The sequence below is a fragment of the Nitratireductor mangrovi genome, from assembly GCF_007922615.2.
Lineage (GTDB): Bacteria > Pseudomonadota > Alphaproteobacteria > Rhizobiales > Rhizobiaceae > Mangrovimarina > Mangrovimarina mangrovi.
This window is the reverse complement of sequence record NZ_CP042301.2, coordinates 1990489-2011526: the sequence shown is the minus strand read 5'-3', so window position 1 is coordinate 2011526 and position 21038 is coordinate 1990489. Positions and strand designations below refer to the sequence as shown.

Genomic DNA, 21038 nt, shown 5'->3' with positions numbered 1-21038 from the left:
CGGCGAGGGCAACATCAGGCGTTGCCCTTGCGCAACAGCGCCACTTTATCGACACGCGGATAGGGCTAAAGTGGCGGGCAGGCACGACTCAGGAGCATTTTGCTGGCCCGGCTGTTCGTTCTCATCGGCGGACTTATCGTACTGGCGCTGACCGCGGCGCTGGTGGGGCCGTATTTTGTCGACTGGACAAGCTATCGCGCCGATTTCGAGCGCGAGGCGAGCCGCATCCTCGACCGCAAGGTGACCGTCGAGGGCGACGCCACGGCACGGCTGTTGCCGTTCCCGTCGGTCAATTTCACCGATATCAAGGTCGCCGGGACGGCCCCCGACGAACCGGCGATGACCATCGAAAGCTTCTCGATGGATGCCGAACTGGCGCCGTTCCTGCGTGGCGAGGTGCTGATCTTCGACATGCGGCTGGTACGGCCGGTGGCGAGCATCGCCATTGCAGGCGACGGGTCGATCGACTGGGCGGTGCGTCCGCAGGGCCGGTTCGACCCGACGCAGATCACATTGGAAAAGATCACCGTCACCGAGGGCAAGGTGAACCTGCGCCACGGAGCGAGCGGCCGCGATCATCTCCTGAGCGAGATCAACACCGAGATTTCGGCGCGCACACTGGCAGGGCCGTGGCGGATCGACGGTTCGATGCGCCTCGACGGAATGCTGACGGCGCTGCACGTCTCTACCGGCCCGGTCGAGGCCGACGGCTCGCTGCGCGTCAGGGTGCGCGCCAAGCCGTCCCGCTACGGCGCAGAACTGGAGGCGGATGGCACGGCGCGCCTGGTCGAGGGCGCGGCGAGTTATGAAGGGCGCTTCAAGCTCGACATTCGCAACCGCTCGACCGCCGTACGAACCGCCGGGGCGCCGGAAACGCCGGCGGATTACCGCTTCGCAGGCGCGTTCGCGGTCGACAGCGAGCGGCTCGACGTCACCGAATTCCGGCTCGAGACCGGCTCCAGGGAAGATCCCTACACGGCGAACGGCACCGCGCTGGTCGATTTCGGCGTCGAGCCGCGCTTCCTGGTCCAGGCGACGGGCGCGCAGGTGCGTTTTGCGCCGGAGGCGGACGGCAACGACATTGCCGGGCAGGCGTTCGACGCGCGTATCGCGGCGCTCAACGAAGCGCTTCTCGACCTGCCGCGCCCGGCCATGCCGGGCACGATCGACGTCGACCTGCCGGCGGTCGTTGCCGGCGACACGACGATCCGCGACATCAAGCTTTCCGCCAAGCCGGCCGAAGGCGGCTGGTCGGTCGATGCGCTGCGCGCGACGCTGCCCGGGCGTACCACCCTTGAGGCCAGCGGACATCTGGCAACGGCCGACAAGGTCGGCTTCAAGGGCCGCCTACTGCTGGCGGTGGCGCAGCCCTCAGGCTTCGCGGCATGGCTGGCGCGCGACGTCGACGACGCCGTGCGGCGGCTGCCGGCGGCGGGTTTCGCGGCCGATGTCGAACTGGGCGCCGGGCGCCAACACCTCGAAGACCTCGAACTCGTGCTCGGCGGCGCCCGTTTCACCGGGTCGCTCGACCGGCAGGTGCGCCAAGGCGTCAAGCCGAGCATGGTGGCGCAGCTGACCGGCGATGCGCTCGATGTCGACGGCATGGCCGCCTTCGCGTCGCTTTTCATCAGCGATGCCGGCGTGGCGCATTTCGGCGGCCATGACATCGATTTCAGCCTCAAGGCGGGGCCGGTGCGGCTTGCCGGGCTGGCGGCCGAAAATATCGACACCGCGTTCAGGCTCCGCGGCGACCAGCTCGACATCGACCGGCTGGCGATCACCGGGCTCGCCGGTGCCAATGTCAGCGCCACGGCCGAACTGCGGGACGTCGGGACGGCGCCGCAAGGCTCTATCGACGCCTCCGTGCTCGCGGCCGACCTTGCGCCGTTCGCGCGCATGATGGCGGCGCGTTTTCCTGGCAATGGGCTGGCGACGACGCTTGCGGCGCGCGCAGACGCGTTTCCGGGCCTTATGGAAGACGCGCAGCTCGACATGGTGGCGAGCCTGGAGCGCACGGATGACGGTGCCGGCAGCGCCTCGCTCGATCTTCAGGGACATCTGGGTGACAGCGATCTGATCCTAGCCGCTAAGGCTCCGGCGTTGGCCGGCGATCTGCACGGATCGGAACTGAACGTGACGCTTTCCGCCGACAGCGCCAATGTCGTCGAATTGCTCGCCTACGCCGGACTGCCGGTGTTCGATCTCGGGCTGACCGGAGAGGGGTCGGCGAAGCTGGAGGTTGCCGGCGTGCCGGCGAAGGGTGCAAAGGCCCGGTTCGCGATCAACACGCCGAACGCCAAGGCCGAATTCGACGGCACGGCGACCAGCGACGGCAGCGCGCTGGCGTTCGAGGGTCGCACGACCGTCGAGGGCGACGACCTCGAACCGTGGATGATGACTGCCGGTCTGACCCTGCCGGGCATGGGGATCGGACTGCCGGTGCAACTGGGCGCCGAGACGCGCCTTGCCGACGGAACCCTTTCGATCACCGGGCTCAAGGGCTTCGTGGCCGAGGTGGCGCTTTCGGGCGATCTTGCCGTGACGGTGGAGGGTGGGCGCCCCGACCTGCGCGGTAACCTGTCGCTCGGAGCGTTCGACCTAGCACTGGCGGCCGGGCTGGTGCTGGGCGAGGGGGCGATCGAGTATGGCGGCGACGGCTGGCCGGACACACCGTTCATGCAGGAGGCCAGCGCACCCTTCACTGGGATCATCGACCTTGAAGTGGCGGCGCTCGGTGTCGGCTACTGGCTGTCGGCGGACGATGCGCGGCTGCGCCTGAGCGTCAGCGAGGAGGGCGTGAGCCTGAGCGATTTCTCGGGAGCGATGCTGGGCGGCAGGGCGGAAGGCCTGGTGGAACTCAAGAACAATGCCGGCACGGGGCTGTTTTCGGGACAGATCAAGCTTGCCGATGCCGATACGGCCACGCTGTTGAGCGCGCCGGGTTTTGGCGGCCGGACCGAGCTGTCCGCCGCCGTCAGCGCCAGCGGGCGCACGCTGGGCGGTATCGTTGCCGCGCTCACCGGTTCGGGCACGGCGACGTTCAAGGAACTGATCATCCCGGGCATCGACGGTGGCGCCTTCACGGCGATCCTCGCGCAGGCCGATGCCATCGGCCGCGACATCGACGCCGGCCAGACGGCCGAATTCGCGCCCGAACTGGTCGCCGGCGCCAATTTCGCCGTGGCGGACGCCACGGCGCCGTTTACCGTCGCGGGTGGGGTGGTGCGCACGCCGCCGCTATTCTTCGACAGCAAAGGCACGCGCGTGGAGGCCGAACTGCGCGCCGATCTCGGGCAGGGGACGGTCGCCGTAGAAGGACGCGTCAGCTACGACGCCGGCGACGAGGCCGTGGTCGGGTCGGAGCCGGTGGTCGGCTTTGCCGTCGAAGGGCCGATCGGCAATGCCGAGCGCAGCTTCGACACCGAACCGCTGGCGCAATATCTGACCCAGCGGGCGCTCGAACGCGAGCAGGCGCGAGTGGAGAAGATGCAGGCCGAGCTGCTGGAAAAGCAGCGGCTCAGGCGCGAGGTCCGCTATTACGAGCAGGTCGCCGAGATACGTGACATCCACGAGGCGGTGGAGACGCGCCGGCGGGCCGAGGAAGAAGCACGCCGCAAGGCGGAGGAAGAGGCGCGGCGTCAGGCAGAAGAGGAAGCGCGAAAGCGGGCCGAGGAAGCGGCACGGCTGAAGGCCGAGGAAGCGGCGCGGCAAAGGGCCGAAGCAGAGGCGAAACGCCAGGCCGAGGAAGCGGCGCGGCTGAAGGCCGAGGAAGCGGCGCGGCAAAGGGCCGAAGCAGAGGCGAAACGCCAGGCCGAGGAAACGGCGCGGCTGAAGGCAGAGGAAGAAGCGCGGCAAAAGGCGGAGGCTGAAGCGAAACGTCAGGCTGAGGAAGCAGCGCGATTGAAGGCCGAGGAAGAGGCGCGGCAAAAGGCGGAAGCGGAAGCGAAACGTCAGGCCGAGGAAGCGGCGCGATTGAAGGCCGAGGAAGAGGCGCGGCAACGGGCCGAGGCGGAAGCGAAACGTCAGGCCGAGGAAGCAGCGCGATTGAAGGCCGAGGAAGAAGCGCGGCAAAAGGCGGAAACGGAAGCCAAACGGCAGGCGGAAGAAGCGGCGCGCAAAGAGGCGGCCCGCATTCGCGCGGAGGACGAGCGCCGCCGGCGGGCCGAGGAACAAGAGCGGCTCAAGGCCGAGGAGGCGGCACGCAGGCGCTCCGAAACATCCGCCGAGCAGGCCGCCGCGTCGGCCGATGCGATCACGCGGACGCCGCTGCCGCCGCCGCCACGCGCGCCGCGAGAGAATGCCGGCTCGCCTTTCGATGCGCTGTCGATCGGCGAGTTTTTGAAGTCGCTGGAAGACTAGGGCGGTTCATCTTTTCAGCATCATCGAACGGCTCCAACCGCTTGTTTCTGCACATTTCCGGATGGAAAGCGTTTTCCGCTTTGCCTGGAGTTGCGCCAGCCGCAGGGCGGCGCTGGATCATCCGCCGGAAGCGCGACGGCGCAACTCCTCGACCACGGCCAGCCTGAGGGCTGAGGAGAGATTGGCGCCGGCAGGCCGGGCGTCGTCGATTGCGGCGATCAGTGCTGCCAGCGACTGGCCGCGGTCGGCGGCCATGGCAACCAGTTCTTCATGAAAGGGATCTTCGACCGAATAGCTGGTCGCGTGGCCGCGAATGGTGACGGAGCGCTTGCGCACCACGTTCACGCCTTCTCGTCTCCCGGCCGTTCGCGGCGATGCGCCTCATGGAGGGCCTCGGCACGTTTCCTGTCCAGCGCCCCGGCCTGCTTTTCGGCCCTGGTGCGGCCGTGGCGGACGCGGTTTTCGTCGGCCTCGCGCTCGCGTTCGCGGCGTTTCAGCTTTTTGCGCGCCTGGCGCAGATTGACGACATCGCCCATCAACGGGCCCCGGATTGCGACGCGTCGCTACTTCTTGCGGAACGCATCGAGCGAAACGACTTCGGCACCCTTGCCTTCGGCCTCGGCTTCCGCCGGCTCCTTCGGCTTGGCGGCGGCAGGCTGCTCGGTGGGTTTCTCCTTGCCCTTGACCGGGCGCGGCGCCTTCTTTTCCTTCGGCGCGTTCGCGAGTTGCGCCGGCTCGGATGGCTCGGAAGGGCTCTCTGCCTCTGCCTTGACGTCGAACTCGAGCTCGAAATTGACCGAAGGGTCGTAGAAACCGCGCACGGCGGAGAACGGGATTTCGAGCTTTTCGGGGACATCTGAGAAGGACAGGCCGACCTCGAAACCGCTGTCGGTGACCTTCAGATCCCAGAACTGGTACTGGAGCACGATCGTCATCTGGTCGGGATAGCGCTCGCGCAGCCGGCTCGACACGCGCACGCCCGGAGCGCCGGTCAGGAAGGTGATGAAGAAGTGGTGGTTGCCGGGCAGGCCGGTCCGCGCGACCTCGGTCAGCACCTTGCGCATCACGCCGCGCAGGGCCTCCTGGGCGAGGATATCGTAACGTATCTGGTCGTCCGTCATTGCGGGGCGCGGGTCCGTCGAGTCAGTCGGGCTAGGTTTAGTGCGGATTCGCCAAAGATGGAACCTTCGTGGCCGGAAATTCGCCGGTAGCGGGAGCGTTTTGCCGGGGAAGGAGCCGCGCGGCCGCAAAGGGCGATTAGCCGGCCGGACGGGTGCGGGCGGCGCCGACATGCGCGGCGAGAAAATCGGCACGGGCCTCGACACCCGCCTGCGGCAGCACCACCGTCCGGTAGCCGAATTCGCGATAGGTGGCGATCATCATGCGGCAGGTGGCCTCGGCTTCCTCCGGCGACTGGCGCCGCTCGGCGTCGCGGACATAGATTTCGGGCCAGTGCGGCGTGACGAAGACGGTCGGGTGATAGCGCACGGTTGCGACCGCGCGCATGAGCGGTGCCGGGACCGGCAGTCCAGACAGGCGCAGATAGCCGACAATGTCGGGCACGCCGCGGTCGAACAGCCAGAGTCCCGGCGCGGCGAGCGCCTGGCCGTGCGAACGCAGTTCCCACGAAAGCATGAGTTCGGCGTAACGGCTCCGATCGGCCCAAGGCACGGCATCGCCGCCGATCGCCTGCTGCTGGCGGATGACGCCGCGGCCGGCCTCCTGGGAGACGGCGAAGCCGCGCCGGGCCATCTCGGCAAGCAGCGTCGTCTTGCCGGAGCCGGGGCCACCGGTGAGGACGAGGAGGTTGGGGGGCGGGTGGTCGGACATGTCAATGATCCTGTATGGGCGCGTGCAAGGACATGCGCGCGTGCCGGAGGCGGCGATGCGGCCGCGCGGCGACAAGGCTGCGTGACGCAGCGGAGAGGCTTTCGAGGGGGGGAGTTCGAGGGGGAAGGAAGTGGAGGCTTCTGTTGCCAGGTGCCTCCGAACCCCGCCTAGAGGTGCGAACCCCTAGGAGTTCAATTGAAGCTGTCGCGCCGCATTAAGCAGCGAGACGTGCTTCCGCATAGTTGTCGTTGGCAACTATAAGTTCGGCCCGATAACGGCGGAACCATGCCGAGCGAAAGTCCGATCTTTACACCCTCGTCGATCCTATTTCGCCCCCATCAGAAGCCGCGTCGCAGCGCGGTTTGTGGTGGAGGCGCCGGGTACCGCCCCCGGGTCCGATAGGCTTATTGCATCGGCAGTTTATCGCCATAGTCAGTCAAGCTGACAGGGCGAATATAGGTGCGCGGCCGGCAAATGAAAAGCCCGCCTGCCGGCTCAGCGCGATGCCGGCCCGGTCTTGCGCGCCAGCCAGCGGTCGAGCCGGTCGGAGAGGTCGTGGGTCGGCACCAGCCGGGCGAATTGCTCGCTTTCGGCGTGAAGGCCTTCGGCGATGCCCATGTTGAGGCCGCGCGTCGTCGCGGTGAGGATCGCGGCGGCCGCCGACGAGGTGTGAGCCAGAATCCGCCTGGCGAGTTCGCGCGCCGCCGGCATGAGCTGCTCGGGCGCCACGACGCGGTTGACGAGGCCGAGTTCGAGAGCGCGCGCCGGCGGGAAGGGATCCCCGGTCAGGAGCAGTTCGAGCGCGCGCTTGCGGCCGACGAGGCGGGCCAGGCGCTGGGTGCCGCCGAAGGTCGGCGGCATGCCGAGCCTGATCTCCGGCTTGCAGAACACGGCCTCCTCGCTGGCGACGGTCAGATGCGCGGCCTCGACGATCTCGCAGCCGCCGCCGAAGGCAAGGCCGTTGACGGCGGCGATCACCGGCTTGTGGCAGGCCTCGATGCGGGCCGTCATCTGCTGGCCGCGGCGGACGAAGTCGCGCACCGCGCGTTCGGTGCCGGCACGCACGCTTTCGCGAAACTCGGTGATGTCGCCGCCCGCCGAAAAGGCACGCCCGCCGGCGCCGGTGATAATCACCGCGCGGCAGCGGCTGTCGATCTCGATCTCGTCGAGCAAGGCCATCAGCCTGTCGATCATGCGGTAAGAGAGTGCATTGAGCTTGTCGGGACGGTTTAGCGTCAGGACGGCAATGTCGCGTTCGCGGGTGAAGAGGACCGGTTCGGTCATGCTGAAGCCTCCTGTGGGAAACGACGGATGCGGAGAGGCTAGCCCGACTCATGACCTTGTGTATATTCACTGGTTGGTATACTTAAGGCCATGGCAACCGGGCAAAGAACGACACGCGAGCGCATTATCGAGGCGGCGACGAAGCTTTTTTACGGCGAAGGCATCCGCGCCGTCAGTGTCGATGCCGTGGCGGCCAAGGCCGGGCTGACCAAGCGTACGCTCTACTATCACTTCGCCAGCAAGGACGATCTGATCGTCGCCTATCTGGAAGGACGCGACCAGCCCAACCTGGCGGCCTTCCGGCGCTGGTTCGACGAGACGCCCGGACCGCTCGCCGACAAGGTTCGCGGCATCTTCGTCGAACTCGCGATCTCGGCGGGCAAACCGTCGTGGAAGGGGTGCGGTTTCCTGCGCACGACGGCCGAACTGGCGGCCATGCCGCGGCATCCGGCGATCCGTGCCGGCGCGGCGCACAAGAAAAAGTTCGAGGACTGGCTGGCGGGCATCTTCGCGGAAGAGGGACTGGCCGAGGCCGAGCGGCTGGCGCGGCGGATCGTGCTCTTGCTCGACGGTTCGTTCGCACAGGTGCTGCTACACCGCGACCCGGCCTATATGGAGGAGGCGGGCGCTGCCGCGCATGCACTGGTGGAGATGGCGAGACCGCGCGGCGGAACGGGCACGGCCTGAAGCGCGGCTCGACCCGCGGCGCGCCGCTTCAAGCAATCGTGTGTGCTCGTGTAGGGCGGGACGCCAAAAACCACGCTAATGCTTCGCCAACCGTCAAACAGGAGACGAATCCGGATGAACCGTCGCAGCTTGCTTTTCCTCGGCGCAGCCCTCGCGCTTGCGCCATTGGCCGTGCCGGCCGGCGCCGCCGACAAGGTTTTCACCGGGCTGGTGCCGGGCGTGGGCACCGGCGGCTACGATGTCGTTGCCTACCAGACCGATAACAGGGCCGAGCCCGGCGATGCCGCCATCACGGCAAAGCATGAAGGCGTCGAATACCGTTTTGCCAGCGAAGCCAACCGGCAGGCCTTCGAAGCGTCGCCCGCGAAATATCTGCCGCAATATGGCGGTTACTGCGCCTGGGCGGTGAGCCAGGGCTATACCGCCAAGGGCGATCCGGAAGCGTGGAGCGTGGTCGACGGCAAGCTCTACCTCAACTACTCCAAGGGCGTCCGCTCGCAATGGTCCAAGGACGCTGCCGGCAACATCACCAAGGGCGACTCCAACTGGCCGAAGGTGCTGAACTGAGCGGTTGGTCTTTCCGTCGACGGCGCCCGCCGGCTGGGGAAAGCGGCGGACGCGCTGGTGCGCGCGCCAGGGCGATAGTCTAGATTGTCGCCATCCGGATTCGCGGCATCGGAACACCATGCGCCAATATCTCGACCTTCTCTCTCACGTGCTCGACGCGGGCGTCGACCGCGGCGACCGTACCGGCACAGGGACGCGCTCGATCTTCGGGCACCAGATGCGGTTCGATCTCGAACACGGCTTTCCGGTGCTGACGACCAAGAAGCTGCATCTGAAGTCGATCATCCACGAGCTTCTCTGGTTCCTGTCCGGCGACACCAATATCGGGTATCTCAACGCCAACGGGGTGTCGATCTGGGACGAATGGGCCGACGAGAACGGCGATCTCGGACCGGTCTATGGCTCGCAGTGGCGCTCCTGGCCGGCGCCGGACGGGCGCTCGATCGACCAGATCGCGGGGCTGGTCGAGCAGATTCGCAAAAATCCCGAATCGCGGCGGCTGATCGTATCGGCGTGGAACCCGGCGGAGATCGACGACATGGCGCTGCCGCCCTGCCACTGCCTGTTCCAGTTCTACGTCGCCGATGGCCGGCTTTCGTGCCAGCTCTACCAGCGCTCGGCGGACATCTTTCTCGGCGTGCCGTTCAACATCGCGTCCTATGCCCTGCTGACCATGATGGTGGCGCAGGTGACCGGGCTGAAACCGGGCGAATTCATCCAGACACTGGGCGACGCGCATCTTTATCACAACCATTTCATGCAGGCGCGGCTGCAACTGACGCGCACGCCGAAACCGCTGCCGACGATGTGGATCAATCCCGAGGTGACGGACCTCTTCGGCTTCCGCTACGAGGATTTCCGTCTCGACGGCTATGAGGCGGACGCCAGCATCAAGGCGCCGATCGCGGTTTGAGAACGTTCCCGTTCGCGACGGCGCGACAGGCGTTGCGTGATGCGCGGCGGCGGCGCATGTTGCGTTTTCCGCAATCGAGAACGAGACCCATGAGAACGCGCGCTCTTGCCCTTTTCGCGGCGGCCATCCTGGCATCGGCCGCCAGCCCGGCGCGAGCCAACGATTCCATCGCCGAACTCGGCACCGGCGGCCTCATCCTGTCGCGCAGCGACGTCATCGAACTGGTGTCGGAAGACCTTTTCGTCTCCATGGAAGAGGTGACGGTCGCCTATGAGTTCCGCAACCGCTCCGACAGCGACATCGAGGCGATCGTCGCCTTTCCGATGCCGGAACTGGAGGGAAATCCGTTCTGGCAGCCGGCCTTGCCGAGCGCGGAGAGCGACAATTTCCTCGGATTCGAGGTGATGTTCGACGGCGCGGCGGTGACGCCGAACCTCGAACACCGCGCCTTCGCCGTGGGTATCGACGTCACGGAAGACCTGGTCCGGCACGACGTGCCGCTCTACCCGTTCGGCGAGGCCGCGGTCGCGGCGCTGGCCAAGCTGCCCGACCGGGTCGCGGCCGACTGGATCGAGCGCGGCATCATCGTCATCGACGAATTCGACGCGGGGCAGGGCTGGCAGCGGGTGCGCTCGCCGCTCTGGAACCTCAAATCGACCTACTGGTGGCGGAGCCGCTTTCCCGCCGGCCGCAGCGTCGCGGTCTCGCATCGCTACCGCCCGAGCGTCGGCGGCACGGCTGGGGTCACCTTTGTGCAGGACGGCAAGCTCGGAGGAGAAACCCATGCCGACTACAAGGCGCGCTACTGCATGGACGGCGCCTTCGAGCGCGCCGTTCTGAAGGCCGCCGCCGCGTCGCCGGACGGCTACCCGGCGCTCTTCGAGCAGCGCCTCTCCTACATCCTCAAGACAGGCGGCAACTGGGCCAACGGTACCATCGGCCGCTTCCGGCTGACAGTCGACAAGGGCAGCCCGCGCAACCTCGTCAGTTTTTGCGGCACGGGTGTGAGGAAGACCGGACCGACGACCTTCGTCATGGAGGCGCAGGATTTCTATCCCGAAAGGAACCTCGACATCCTGATCCTGGTCGGCCGCGAGGAGATGCGCTCGCTGGCACCGGGGGATGGCGCGCAAGTGACCAGGAAGGCCGCGAAGCCTTGAGGGTCGTGCTTGTCGTCGCCATTGCCGAAAACGGTATCATCGGCCGGGAGGGCGGGCTGCCGTGGCGGCTTTCGACCGATCTCAAGCGCTTCAAGGCCGAGACGATGGGCAAGCCGGTGATCATGGGTCGCAAGACCTTCGACAGCATCGGCAAGCCGCTGCCCGGGCGCGCCAACATCGTGATTACGCGCGATCAGGACTGGCGCGCCGGAGGCGTCGAGCGGGCCGGATCGCTCGACGAGGCGCTCGCCATTGCGCAGGAAAGGCTGGAGCGGCCGGACGGCGAGGCCTGCGTGATCGGCGGCGGCGAAATCTACGCCCTGGCGTTCGAGCGGGCGGACCGGCTGTCGGTGACGCATGTCTTGGCGGAGATCGACGGCGACACGAGGTTCCCGCCAATCGATCGGGAGCGGTGGCGGATCGTGGCGCAGAACGACTATCCCGCCGGGGAAAAGGACAGCCACGCAACGCGGCATATCGTCTACGAAAGACGGTGCTGATCGCGGTCCAGCATGGTTTTGCCGCTTTTTTTGCCGTATCATGGCGATGTTCGCCGGCTGCCGGTCGCCAAAACGGCGACCGGCGCGTCAGCCTGCGTTGAAAGGGCGGCCTGGCATCCCTATAACTCACCGCAGCTAAGGATTCCGCCCGGCGCTCAGGCAGCCGCCGGACGGATCGCATGACGAAAGGAATTTCATGCCCTGGAGCAATCAGAGCGGCGGCGGCGGCCCATGGGGCGGCGGCAATGGCGGCGGTCCGTGGGGGCAGGGCCCACGCGGCCCCAGCGGGCCCAAGAACACGCCGCCCGACCTCGAAGACATCATTCGCCGCGGCCAGGACAGGCTGAAGCAGGCGCTGCCGGGCGGCGGCGGCTTCAGCCCGATGATCCTCGGCGTCATCGCCGTTGGCCTGCTCGGGCTGTGGGCCTTCAAGGCGGTCTATACCGTGCAACCGGACGAACTCGGCGTGGAACTGCGCTTCGGCAAGCCGAAAACCGAGCTTTCCGAACCCGGCCTGCACTTCCACTGGTGGCCGATCGAGACCGTCGAGATCGCAAACACCGCCGAAAAGCTGATCAATGTCGGCGATTCGCGCGGCTCGACCTCGTCGGGACTGATGCTTTCGGGCGACCAGAACATCGTCGATGTGCGCTTTTCGGTTGCCTATCAGGTGGCCGATCCGGGCGCCTATCTGTTCAACGTCGCCGACCCTGACGACATGATCCGCCAGATCGCCGAAAGCGCGGTGCGCGAGGTGGTCGGCCGGCGCCCTGCACAAGACATCTTCCGCGACGACCGCCAGGGCATCTCGGACAATGTCCGCACGATCATCCAGACGACGCTCGATGAATACGGCACCGGGCTGGCGATCAACGCGATTTCGATCGAGGACGCCGCGCCGCCGCGCGAGGTGGCCGACGCGTTCGACGAGGTGCAGCGCGCCGAGCAGGACGAGGACCGCTTCGTCGAGGAATCCAACCAGTATTCCAACCAGCAGCTCGGCCAGGCGCGCGGCGAGGCGGCGCAAATCCGCGAGGAAGCAGCCGCCTACAAGAACCGCGTCGTGCAGGAGGCCCGCGGTGAGGCGCAGCGCTTCGTCTCGGTCTACGACGAATATGCCAAGGCGCCAGACGTGACCCGCAAGCGCCTGTTTCTCGAAACCATGGAGCGCATCCTGAGAGGCTCCGAAAAGGTGATCATCGAGCAGAATGGCGGGCCAGGCGTGGTGCCCTACCTGCCGCTGCCGGAACTGCAGAAGCGCGCCGGAGGAGGCAACTGATGTCCAACCGTCTTCCGATTATCGCGTTTCTGGTCGCGGTGCTGATCATCCTGGGCTTTTCGTCCTTCTTCATCGTCAACGAGCGCCAGCAGGCGATCGTGCTGAGGTTCGGCGAGATCGTCGACGTCAAGACCGAGCCGGGCATCTATTTCAAGCTGCCCTTCGGCTTCGTCGAGGCCGACAACGTGCAACTGGTCGAGGATCGCGTCATGCGCTTCGACCTCGACGATATCCGCGTGCAGGTCTCGGGCGGCAAGTTCTACGAGGTCGATGCCTTTGTGGCCTATCGCATCTCCGATCCGCGGGTGTTCCGGCAGACCGTGTCGGGCCAGGTGCTGCTGGCCGAACAGCGGCTGCGCACCCGTCTCGACGCGGCGCTGCGCCGGGTCTACGGCCTGCGCGGCTTCGAGGCCGCCCTGTCGGACGAACGCGGCTCGATGATGCGCGAGGTGCGCGACCAGCTCAGGCCGGATGCCAATTCGCTGGGGCTGGAGATCGAGGATGTGCGCATCCGCCGGACCGACCTGACGCAGGAGGTCTCGCAGCAGACCTATGACCGCATGAAGGCGGAGCGTCTTGCCGAGGCCGAACGCCTGAGGGCGCGCGGTCGCGAGGCGGCGGCCCGGATCAGGGCGCGCGCCGACCGCGAAGTGGTCGAGATTTTGGCCGAGGCAAGGCGCGAATCGGAGATCCTGCGCGGCGAGGGCGAGGGCGAGCGCAACGCGATCTTCGCCGAGGCCTTCGAGCGCGATCCGGAGTTCTTCGACTTCTACCGCTCGATGGCGGCCTACGGCCAGGCGCTGGAAGGGGCCGGCACGTCGATGGTGCTTTCGCCGAACTCGGAGTTCTTCCGCTATTTCGGCTCGGCGATCGGCCGCCAGCCGACCGAGGGGGCGCCGGCGATACCGCCGCTCGACGACGGTGCGACAAGCGCGACGCCCGCCGGCGAATAGATGGCGGACTTCGTTGCCGCGGTGGGCCTCGTCCTGGTGATCGAGGGCGTGATCTATGGCGGCTTTCCGGGATTTGCCCGGCGGCTGGCCGCCGAGATGCAGGACACGCCCGAGCATGTGCTGCGCTATGGCGGGCTGGCGGCGGTCGCCGCCGGGGTCGCCATCGTGTGGCTGGTGCGCGGGTAACGCAGCGTTTATCCCGCGTGCGTTCCGCCGTCGCAAACACGCCGTATTTTCTGGAGAGTTTCAGCGCGCCGGTCTATCTCATGGGCAATGGGCGATTCAGGGCCGGCCGGTCTCAGCGAATCCGCCGCAATCGGGAGAACTCCTCATGTTCCTGACGCGAATCTGGCCGAGTGTCCGCCAGGCAGTGATCCCGGTCGCCGCCGCGCTTTTCATCGGCGTCGCCGCCGTGCCGGCGGGACCTGTATTCGCACAGAAAGCGGGGCCGGCGTCGGTCGCCGATCTCGCCGAGGGGCTCCTCGACGCGGTGGTGAACATCTCGACCTCGCAGAACGTACGCGGCGGCGGCCGTGACGCCGTGCCGATGCCGGAATTGCCCGAGGGCTCGCCGTTCCAGGATTTCTTCGACGATTTCTTCAACAACCGCGAGGGCCAGGGCTCGCGGCCGCGCCGCGTGCAGTCGCTGGGCTCCGGCTTCGTCATCGACGCCGAGGAGGGCATCATCGTCACCAACAACCACGTGATCGCCGACGCTGACGAGATCGAGGTGAATTTCGCCAATGGCGACAAGCTGAAGGCCGAACTGATCGGGCGCGACACCAAGACCGATCTCGCCGTGCTCAAGGTTGATGCGGCAGCGCGCAAGCTGACGGCGGTCGGCTTCGGCGATTCCGACGGCATCCGTATCGGCGACTGGGTGCTGGCGATCGGCAACCCGTTCGGGCTCGGCGGCTCGGTGTCGATCGGTATCGTGTCGGCCAACAACCGCGACATCAATTCCGGACCGTACGACGACTACATCCAGACCGATGCGGCGATCAATCGCGGCAATTCGGGCGGCCCGCTGTTCAACATGGCGGGCGAGGTCATCGGCATCAACACGGCGATCATCTCGCCGTCGGGCGGGTCGATCGGCATCGGCTTCTCGATACCTGCCAAGCTGGCCATTAACGTGATCGACCAGTTGCGCGAGTTCGGCGAGACGCGGCGCGGCTGGCTCGGCGTGCGCATCCAGCCGGTGACCGACGACATCGCCGAAAGCCTCGGCATGGCGACGGCGAAGGGCGCGCTGGTGGCGGGCATCGTCAAGGGCGGCCCGGTCGATGACGGCTCGGTTCAGCCGGGCGACGTCATCATCAAGTTCGACGGCCAGGACATCGTCGAGATGCGCGACCTGCCGCGTATCGTTGCCGAAAGCCCGGTCGGCAAGGAAGTCGACGTCGTCATCGTGCGCAAGGGCAAGGAAGAAAACGTCAAGGTCAAGCTTGGCAGGCTCGAGGATGGCGAGCAGCTCGCCGCCGACGAGACGTCCGGGGACGGCGAGGGCGATGTCGCCACCGCGGCGATCCTCGGCATGACCATCGCCGAACTCGATGACGATGCGCGGGCGCGCTTCGAGATCGCGCAGGAGGTTTCCGGCGTCGTGGTCACCGAGGTGGCGGAAAACTCCGCGGCATCGGAGAAGGGTGTCGTTGCCGGCGATGTCATCACCGAGATCGCACAGGAATCGGTGTCGAACCCGCAACAGGTGATGGACCGCATTGCGGCGTTGAAGGAGCAGGGCCGCAAGAACGCGCTGCTGATGCTGGCGTCCAAGAGCGGCGAACTGCGCTTCGTGACCATCCGCATGGATTGAGCGGGCGGCGCGCAGCCGCTTGCGGCGAACCAGAAAAGGCGGCTAGGGAGCCGCCTTTTTCCGTTGCCGCCAGTCGGAACGCGAGAGCCGGTAGACGACGTGGCGTTTCAGATGCGGGTGGCTGTCGGGCACCCGCGGGTGGTCGAAATCCTCCTGCGGCGCGCGGCGCATTCCGAGCCGCTCCATGACGGCGGTGGAGCGGTGGTTGGTGGCGACCGCGAAGGAGACGATCTCCGGCAGGTCGAGCGCGGAAAACGCATGGTCGACAAGGGCTTCGGCCGCCTCGCTGACGTAACCCTTCCTCCAATGTTCCGGCGCCAGGCGCCAGCCGATCTCGACCTCGTCGGGAGCGAAAGCCGGTTCCAGCCCGGTCGGCTGCATGCCGGCGAAGCCGATCGTCTCGCCATTCGCACGCAATTCCAGTGCAGCAAAGCCGTAACCGCGTTCGGCGTAGGCGTCGCGCAGCAGATCCATGACCCGGTCGGCTTCGGCGCGGTCGCGGCGGAACGGGAAAAACGCCATGACGCGTTCGTCGGAATTGATGCGGTGAAAAAGCTCGCGGTCGCGCTCTTGCCAATTGCGGATCAGGAGTCGTTGGGTCTCAAGCCTCATGGCGTGACAAACTCCGCCTGGCGGTAGCCTTGCAGGTAGAGCAGGGCGGTGAGGTCGCCATGGTCGATGCGGATGCCGGCACGCTCGGCGACGCTCGGCTTGGCGTGGAGCGCCACGCCGGCGCCTGCGAGCGCCAGCATATCGAGATCGTTGGCGCCATCGCCGACGGCGATGGCGTCGGCCGTCGACAGGCCGAGCCGGGCGGCGAGTGCGACAAGCGCGTCGGCCTTGGCCTGGCGGCCGAGAATCGGCTCGCCGACCTTGCCGGTCAGCAGGCCGTCCTCGACCAGGAGTTCATTGGCCTGGTTTTCGTGAAAGCCGAGTCTGGCCGCGATTGGCCCGGTGAAAAGCGTGAAGCCGCCGGAGACCAGCGCCGCCGTAGCACCGTCACGGCGCATCGTCGCCAGCAGCGGCGGTCCGCCCGGCGCCAGCGTGATGCGTTCGGCGATCACCCGGTCGATCACGGACACCGGAAGCCCGGCCAGCAGGCCGACCCTTTCCCGCAACGCCGGCTCGAAGTCGATCTCGCCATTCATGGCGCGGGCGGTGATGGCGGCGACCTTGTCCTTGAGGCCGAGTTCGTCGGCAAGCTCGTCGATGCATTCCTGCTCGATCATGGTGGAGTCCATGTCGGCGATCAGGATTTTCTTGCGGCGCGCGGCCGCCGGTTGCACGGCGACATCGAGCGGCAGGCCGGAAAGGGCGGCGCGCAGCGCGCGTTCCGCCGCGTCGGCATCCAGCCCGTCCGGCAGCACGAAGTCCGCGGCGATTTCATGCGCCAGCCAGTCGCACGCACTTGCGCCGAGGGCCGACATCGCCATATTCGCGGCCTCGGACGACAGGGCGCGCGCATTCGGACCGGAAATGATCGTGGCGACAAGCGACATGCAGAATTCCGAAAGGGAGGAGAAGACGGCGCTGCTGAAGAACGCGGTCCTGATAGCGGGACCGACCGCAAGCGGCAAGTCGGGACTGGCCGCGGCGACGGCCGAGGCGATCGGCGGCGTGGTGGTGAACGCCGATTCCATGCAGGTCTACGGCGTGCTCGATGTCCTGACCGCGCGGCCGGGGGCGGCCGAACTCGCGCGGGCGCCACACCATCTCTATGGGCACGTTTCGCCAGAGCGCAATTATTCGACCGGCGCGTGGTTGCGCGACGTGGCGGGTCTTGCCGCGAAGATCGGGTCCGAGCGGCGTTTCGTGTTCGTGGGCGGTACCGGGCTCTATTTCCGTGCGCTCGCAGGCGGCCTTTCCGAGATGCCGGCGATCCCGCAGGCGACAAGAGAGCATTGGCGCGCGCGCCTCGCCGCAGAAGGTCCGGAGCGGCTGCATGCCGAACTGGCGCGACGCGACGGCGAGGCGGCCGCCCGGCTCGGGCCGGCCGACGGCCAGCGCATCGTGCGTGCGCTCGAGGTGATGGACCATACGGCCCGGCCGATCGGAGAATGGCAATCGCGCCGCGGGCGACCGCTCATCGACGTGGCGAGCGCGGCGTGCCTTGTCATCGAGCCCGAACGAGCCGAGCTTCACCGGCGGATCGAGGCGCGTCTGGATGCAATGATCGAGGCCGGGGCACTGGAGGAAGTGCGTGCGCTGCTGGCGCTGGGGCTCGAACCTTCATTGCCGGCGATGAAAGCGATCGGCGTGCGGGAACTGGAAGCAGTGATTTCGCGCAAAGCGAGCATTGCCGACGCGGTCGAGAAGGCGAAGGCGGCGACGCGCCAATACGCCAAGCGGCAATCGACCTGGTTCAGGCATCAGCTCGGTCCGGGATGGCAAAAAATCCCGCTTGACGGGCAAGTCGAAAAGATTGGTTTACCAGTGCGCGACTAGAAAGCCGCGGTAGCATTACGCATAGGTAATCTTCACGCAAAGGTTGCAGTCATTAACGCCCCTGTAAATAAAGTCATGCCAGATTCGACATCGGCTCGTCGGTGGTGGGAAATGCGCTTCCATAAAGCGGAATCGGCATTCTTTGCATTCGTGGCCCTGATCGTCGCGTCGGGGGCTTTCACGCTGGTCGCCTATGACGGGCTCGGTGGCTTCTCCGCCATGGGCGGGTTCGGGCCATCCGGCTCGCGGATCAGCCAGTTGCTGTTCTCCTCGGTGATCCTGCTCGCCACGGCGGTCTTCTTCGGTATTTTCTTCATTTATCCGCTGATCCGGACCCAGGTGAAGGAAGAAGGCAAGCTGCGCGAGATGACCGCCTCGCTCAGCGCGCGCTCCGAAACGCTTGAGCACGCCGCGCTGACGGATTCGCTCACCGGCATGCAGAACCGGCGCTATTTCGACGACGCGCTGCGCGAATATCTGCAGGAGTTCCGTAGGATCGGAAAGCCGATCGGACTGATGATCCTCGATCTCGACCACTTCAAGACGGTCAATGATTCGCATGGCCATGATGTCGGCGACGAGGTACTGAGGGCGGTAGCTAGCTGCCTGCGCGACTTCACCCGCTATCACGACGTGGCGGCACGGCTGGGCGGCGAGGAGTTTGCCGTGGTGGCGCCGAACATGGACCATGAGTTGCTGGTCAAGCTCGCCGAGCGGATCCGCAAGGCGATCTCGGGGCTGACGGTGGTATCGGGCAATATCCGGCTCAAGGTGACGACCAGCGTCGGGCTGGCCGTCTGGGACGGCAAGGAGACCGCGGAGGATTTCTTCCGCCGCGCCGACCGCATGCTCTACCAGGCCAAGCGGCTGGGCCGGAACCGCGTCTGCGCCTGAGGCGGCGTTCCGCCAAGCTCATCAGCAAGTTTGATTGCGTTCTGAAGCCAACGTTGCCCAGCGTGACGGGCGACTGTTTTCGGGGAGTTCTGGCTGGGGCGACAATCGGCGCACCGCCCGGGTGGCGTGTTCGCGCCGATGCGTGCAGCGATCCAGGTCTGGACTAGACTAGCGGGCGAACTCTTATTCGTGGATTGGCCGGTAAAGCACGTCGCCGAAGCGGCGCGACTGGCGCGGCTCCTCCTCCATGTGGGAGGCGGGACCATGCAGCGGCCCGGCACCCGCGACCGGGCGCTTGAGCAGCGAGCTCGGCTCGCCGAAAAAGGTCGGATCCTCCTCGCTGCCGGCTTCCGGAACCGTGTGGCTGATGCGGCGCATACGCTTGATGACGGAGGCGAGGTCGACGTCGTCGGGATTGCTCACCGCCCCCATGTCGCCGTCGGCATGCGCGCCGGGGATCATCTCGGGCGACAATTCCTCGAACTTCAGCCGCATGGGTGTTGCCACGCCTTCGCCGAAGGCGATCGATTCGCGCTGGCCCATCGATGACAGGAAGGACAGGGTGGAGGCGGAGGACTCCGCAATCGCGGAGCGGATGATGTCCTGGTCGCGGTCATTGGCAAGCCGCATGGCAAATACGGTGGAGCATTGCGACAGGATGGTCGGGTCGAGTTCGCCCGGCCGCTGCGTCACCACGCCGAGGAAACAGCCGTATTTGCGGCCTTCCTTGGCGATGCGCGCAAGAGCGTGGCGCGTCGGCGAGAAACCGAGGCGCGGATCGGACGGCATGTAGCGATGCGCCTCCTCGCACAGGACGAGAAGCTTGAGGCGACCGTCGCTCGACTGGGCAAGATCGAAGGCGAGCCGCGCCAGCACCGAACATACCGAGTTGACGACCTCCGACGGCATGCCCGCCATCTGGAAGCACATGACCGGCTTGCCATTGTGCGGGACGCGGAAAATCTTGCCGATGGCCTCGTGGATGGTGTCCTCGATCATGTGCGAGGCGAACATGAATCGGTAGGACGGATCGTTGATGGCGCTGTCGAGGCGGCTGCGTAGCGAGCGCAGGATCGGGCGCTCGGCCTTGGCGTCGAGCTGGCCCATACGGTCGTCGATCAGCCGCAGGAGATCATTGAGGCGGTAGGGGATCGGCGTGTCGGCGGTGACCGAGCCGAGGTCGGAGGAACGCCGCAGCCGTGCGGCACCGCCGGGGTTGCCATATGCGACCTTGGCGGCAGGGATCAAGTCACGCAGGATGTCGACTTCCTCGACGACGCTTTCGCGGCCGCGGAACAACACCTCGGCGAACTCCTCGAGCCGGAAGAGCCAGAACGGCAGGTCGAGCGTCGACTGGTCCATGTGCGCGGCCTGGCTGGGAAAGGCCGCCGAAAACTCGTTGTGAGGGTCGAGGATCAGGATGCGCAAATCCGGCCGTTCCTCGATCGCCTTGTGGAGCAGCAGCGAGACCGCCGACGATTTGCCGACGCCGGTGGTGCCGACAATGGCGAAGTGGCGGTTCAGCATGCAATCGATCGAGATGCGGGCCGCAATCTCGTTGTTCTGCGACAGATGGCCGACCGGCACGGAGCGGCGTCCGGCCATCTGGTAAACGGCCTCGAGGTCGCGTTTTCTGATCTGGTGGGCGATGGCGCCGATGGTGGGATAGACGGTGATGCCGCGGTCGAAGATCGGCTTGCGCGTGCCGGGCTCGTCCGACACCTCGCCGATGAGTTCCAAATGCACCTTGATCGGGTTGTGGCCCTGGTCGGCCCACAGGCCGGACGGGGTCTCGATCGAGCAGACGAGCCCGACCAGGCGAGTCTGGCCGGTGGAGACCGAGATCAGCTTGCCGATGTTCCAGAGGTTGGTCGGCGCGTCCGCGGCCGCGTCGACATAGGACGCGATCGTGGCGCGGGCGCCGTCGCAATGAATGACGCGGCCGAGCATGCGCGCGTCGGGCTGCTGCGGATCACGCCGTTCCTGGTCGACCGTCTCGCCGACGGCCTTGCCTTCATCGGCATACATTCGGGGCCCCCGTACCTTCCCTGTTCCCGCCAGAGTAGCGGGGTGGGGTTAAGGGCACGTGTGGGGGAATGGTAGAAATTTGCTAAATGCCCAATGCGCGGGCGACAGGGGCCGCTTTTCGCGTTGACGCGCCGCCGGAGCGCTCTTAAAGTCCGCGCCCATGAACAAGACGGTCATTCTCGTAGTAGGAACGCGCATGGGCAAGGCGGTGTAACCGCCGGGCGACAGCACCCCATGCGCGACGAACGGGCTCCCAAAAGGGGGCCTTTTTTATTGTCTGGATCGCCGCTAAGAACCGCTGTCCGCGGCGCAGCAGGGAA

The 21038-nt window shown here is 66.6% G+C and carries 20 protein-coding genes and 1 other RNA gene; 12 read left to right on the top strand and 9 right to left on the bottom strand.

The genetic code is table 11. From position 1 onward, the window contains the following. Positions 1-99: 99 nt before the first annotated feature. Positions 100-4359 carry an AsmA family protein gene (locus FQ775_RS09925; RefSeq protein ID WP_146297914.1) on the top strand — a complete coding sequence of 1420 codons (4260 nt, stop codon included), beginning with the start codon at positions 100-102 and terminating at the stop codon, positions 4357-4359. A gap of 117 nt (positions 4360-4476) precedes the next feature. Here FQ775_RS09925 and FQ775_RS09920 read toward each other — a convergent pair whose 3' ends face one another. From FQ775_RS09920 to FQ775_RS09895, 6 genes are all read right to left on the bottom strand, one after another. After that, the gene (locus FQ775_RS09920; protein ID WP_146297913.1) at positions 4477-4704 is read right to left on the bottom strand and encodes a ribbon-helix-helix domain-containing protein; all 228 of its coding nucleotides are present in this window, start codon (positions 4702-4704) and stop codon (positions 4477-4479) included. After that, a complete protein-coding gene (locus FQ775_RS09915; protein WP_146297912.1) occupies positions 4701-4895 on the bottom strand; it encodes a DUF4169 family protein in 195 nt (64 codons plus the stop codon). The genes FQ775_RS09920 and FQ775_RS09915 overlap by 4 nt, the downstream gene beginning before the upstream one ends. A 27-nt stretch (positions 4896-4922) precedes the next feature. Beyond that, positions 4923-5480 carry an SspB family protein gene (locus tag FQ775_RS09910; protein ID WP_146297911.1) on the bottom strand — a complete coding sequence of 186 codons (558 nt, stop codon included), beginning with the start codon at positions 5478-5480 and terminating at the stop codon, positions 4923-4925. A 136-nt stretch (positions 5481-5616) separates the two neighbouring features. Beyond that, positions 5617-6189 (bottom strand): AAA family ATPase, encoded by a 573-nt coding sequence (locus FQ775_RS09905; RefSeq protein ID WP_146297910.1) that lies wholly within the window; start codon positions 6187-6189, stop codon positions 5617-5619. A 129-nt stretch (positions 6190-6318) separates the two neighbouring features. Further along, positions 6319-6674: a transfer-messenger RNA gene (ssrA, locus tag FQ775_RS09900) on the bottom strand. A 10-nt stretch (positions 6675-6684) separates the two neighbouring features. Continuing rightward, positions 6685-7473, bottom strand: a complete 789-nt coding sequence (locus FQ775_RS09895) for a crotonase/enoyl-CoA hydratase family protein (RefSeq protein ID WP_146297909.1) — start codon at positions 7471-7473, stop codon at positions 6685-6687. Between the two features lie 90 nt (positions 7474-7563). Between FQ775_RS09895 and FQ775_RS09890 the strand changes: the two genes are divergently transcribed. From FQ775_RS09890 to FQ775_RS09850, 9 genes are all read left to right on the top strand, one after another. Beyond that, the gene (locus FQ775_RS09890) at positions 7564-8160 is read left to right on the top strand and encodes a TetR/AcrR family transcriptional regulator (RefSeq protein ID WP_146297908.1); all 597 of its coding nucleotides are present in this window, start codon (positions 7564-7566) and stop codon (positions 8158-8160) included. 114 nt (positions 8161-8274) lie between these two features. Further along, entirely contained in the window at positions 8275-8727 is a 453-nt protein-coding gene (locus tag FQ775_RS09885; protein ID WP_146297907.1) for a YHS domain-containing (seleno)protein, read from the top strand. A gap of 118 nt (positions 8728-8845) precedes the next feature. After that, positions 8846-9640, top strand: coding sequence for a thymidylate synthase (locus FQ775_RS09880; RefSeq protein WP_146297906.1), 795 nt, complete (start codon positions 8846-8848; stop codon positions 9638-9640). An 89-nt stretch (positions 9641-9729) separates the two neighbouring features. Next, positions 9730-10800, top strand: a complete 1071-nt coding sequence (locus tag FQ775_RS09875; protein WP_146297905.1) for a DUF4424 domain-containing protein — start codon at positions 9730-9732, stop codon at positions 10798-10800. Further along, positions 10797-11300, top strand: a complete 504-nt coding sequence (locus FQ775_RS09870) for a dihydrofolate reductase (protein ID WP_146297904.1) — start codon at positions 10797-10799, stop codon at positions 11298-11300. The genes FQ775_RS09875 and FQ775_RS09870 overlap by 4 nt, the downstream gene beginning before the upstream one ends. Before the next feature lie 196 nt (positions 11301-11496). Further along, complete coding sequence (gene hflK, locus FQ775_RS09865; RefSeq protein ID WP_146297903.1) at positions 11497-12579, top strand: FtsH protease activity modulator HflK; 1083 nt, start codon at positions 11497-11499, stop codon at positions 12577-12579. After that, complete coding sequence (hflC, locus tag FQ775_RS09860; RefSeq protein ID WP_146297902.1) at positions 12579-13532, top strand: protease modulator HflC; 954 nt, start codon at positions 12579-12581, stop codon at positions 13530-13532. Before hflK ends, hflC begins: the two co-directional genes overlap by 1 nt. Then, positions 13533-13718 (top strand): DUF2065 domain-containing protein, encoded by a 186-nt coding sequence (locus FQ775_RS09855; RefSeq protein WP_146297901.1) that lies wholly within the window; start codon positions 13533-13535, stop codon positions 13716-13718. It begins immediately after the preceding gene. 145 nt (positions 13719-13863) lie between these two features. Beyond that, entirely contained in the window at positions 13864-15351 is a 1488-nt protein-coding gene (locus FQ775_RS09850) for a Do family serine endopeptidase (RefSeq protein WP_146297900.1), read from the top strand. A gap of 42 nt (positions 15352-15393) precedes the next feature. On the opposite strand, the gene FQ775_RS09845 is transcribed toward FQ775_RS09850, so the two are convergent. Next, positions 15394-15963 carry a GNAT family N-acetyltransferase gene (locus tag FQ775_RS09845; protein ID WP_146297899.1) on the bottom strand — a complete coding sequence of 190 codons (570 nt, stop codon included), beginning with the start codon at positions 15961-15963 and terminating at the stop codon, positions 15394-15396. Next, positions 15960-16850, bottom strand: a complete 891-nt coding sequence (serB, locus tag FQ775_RS09840; RefSeq protein ID WP_146297898.1) for a phosphoserine phosphatase SerB — start codon at positions 16848-16850, stop codon at positions 15960-15962. The genes FQ775_RS09845 and serB overlap by 4 nt, the downstream gene beginning before the upstream one ends. Between serB and miaA the strand changes: the two genes are divergently transcribed. Together miaA and FQ775_RS09830 are read left to right on the top strand one after the other, a co-directional pair. Continuing rightward, a complete protein-coding gene (gene miaA / locus FQ775_RS09835; protein ID WP_146297897.1) occupies positions 16828-17796 on the top strand; it encodes a tRNA (adenosine(37)-N6)-dimethylallyltransferase MiaA in 969 nt (322 codons plus the stop codon). The genes serB and miaA overlap by 23 nt on opposite strands. A gap of 111 nt (positions 17797-17907) precedes the next feature. Further along, positions 17908-18690 (top strand): GGDEF domain-containing protein, encoded by a 783-nt coding sequence (locus tag FQ775_RS09830; RefSeq protein WP_146297896.1) that lies wholly within the window; start codon positions 17908-17910, stop codon positions 18688-18690. Positions 18691-18873: 183 nt separating this feature from the next. Here the strand turns inward: FQ775_RS09830 and FQ775_RS09825 are convergent, their stop codons facing one another. Further along, positions 18874-20718 carry an ATP-binding protein gene (locus tag FQ775_RS09825; RefSeq protein ID WP_146297895.1) on the bottom strand — a complete coding sequence of 615 codons (1845 nt, stop codon included), beginning with the start codon at positions 20716-20718 and terminating at the stop codon, positions 18874-18876. Between the last annotated feature and the right edge of the window lie 320 nt (positions 20719-21038).

Coding starts and splice junctions, on each gene's coding strand:
- FQ775_RS09915 (WP_146297912.1), bottom strand. CDS start 4,895: ATGGGCGATGTCGTCAATCTGCGCCAGGCGCGCAAAAAGCTGAAACGC.
- FQ775_RS09910 (WP_146297911.1), bottom strand. CDS start 5,480: ATGACGGACGACCAGATACGTTACGATATCCTCGCCCAGGAGGCCCTG.
- FQ775_RS09905 (WP_146297910.1), bottom strand. CDS start 6,189: ATGTCCGACCACCCGCCCCCCAACCTCCTCGTCCTCACCGGTGGCCCC.
- FQ775_RS09895 (WP_146297909.1), bottom strand. CDS start 7,473: ATGACCGAACCGGTCCTCTTCACCCGCGAACGCGACATTGCCGTCCTG.
- FQ775_RS09890 (WP_146297908.1), top strand. CDS start 7,564: ATGGCAACCGGGCAAAGAACGACACGCGAGCGCATTATCGAGGCGGCG.
- FQ775_RS09885 (WP_146297907.1), top strand. CDS start 8,275: ATGAACCGTCGCAGCTTGCTTTTCCTCGGCGCAGCCCTCGCGCTTGCG.
- FQ775_RS09880 (WP_146297906.1), top strand. CDS start 8,846: ATGCGCCAATATCTCGACCTTCTCTCTCACGTGCTCGACGCGGGCGTC.
- FQ775_RS09875 (WP_146297905.1), top strand. CDS start 9,730: ATGAGAACGCGCGCTCTTGCCCTTTTCGCGGCGGCCATCCTGGCATCG.
- hflK (WP_146297903.1), top strand. CDS start 11,497: ATGCCCTGGAGCAATCAGAGCGGCGGCGGCGGCCCATGGGGCGGCGGC.
- hflC (WP_146297902.1), top strand. CDS start 12,579: ATGTCCAACCGTCTTCCGATTATCGCGTTTCTGGTCGCGGTGCTGATC.
- FQ775_RS09855 (WP_146297901.1), top strand. CDS start 13,533: ATGGCGGACTTCGTTGCCGCGGTGGGCCTCGTCCTGGTGATCGAGGGC.
- FQ775_RS09850 (WP_146297900.1), top strand. CDS start 13,864: ATGTTCCTGACGCGAATCTGGCCGAGTGTCCGCCAGGCAGTGATCCCG.
- FQ775_RS09845 (WP_146297899.1), bottom strand. CDS start 15,963: ATGAGGCTTGAGACCCAACGACTCCTGATCCGCAATTGGCAAGAGCGC.
- miaA (WP_146297897.1), top strand. CDS start 16,828: ATGATCGTGGCGACAAGCGACATGCAGAATTCCGAAAGGGAGGAGAAG.
- serB (WP_146297898.1), bottom strand. CDS start 16,850: ATGTCGCTTGTCGCCACGATCATTTCCGGTCCGAATGCGCGCGCCCTG.
- FQ775_RS09830 (WP_146297896.1), top strand. CDS start 17,908: ATGCGCTTCCATAAAGCGGAATCGGCATTCTTTGCATTCGTGGCCCTG.
- FQ775_RS09825 (WP_146297895.1), bottom strand. CDS start 20,718: ATGTATGCCGATGAAGGCAAGGCCGTCGGCGAGACGGTCGACCAGGAA.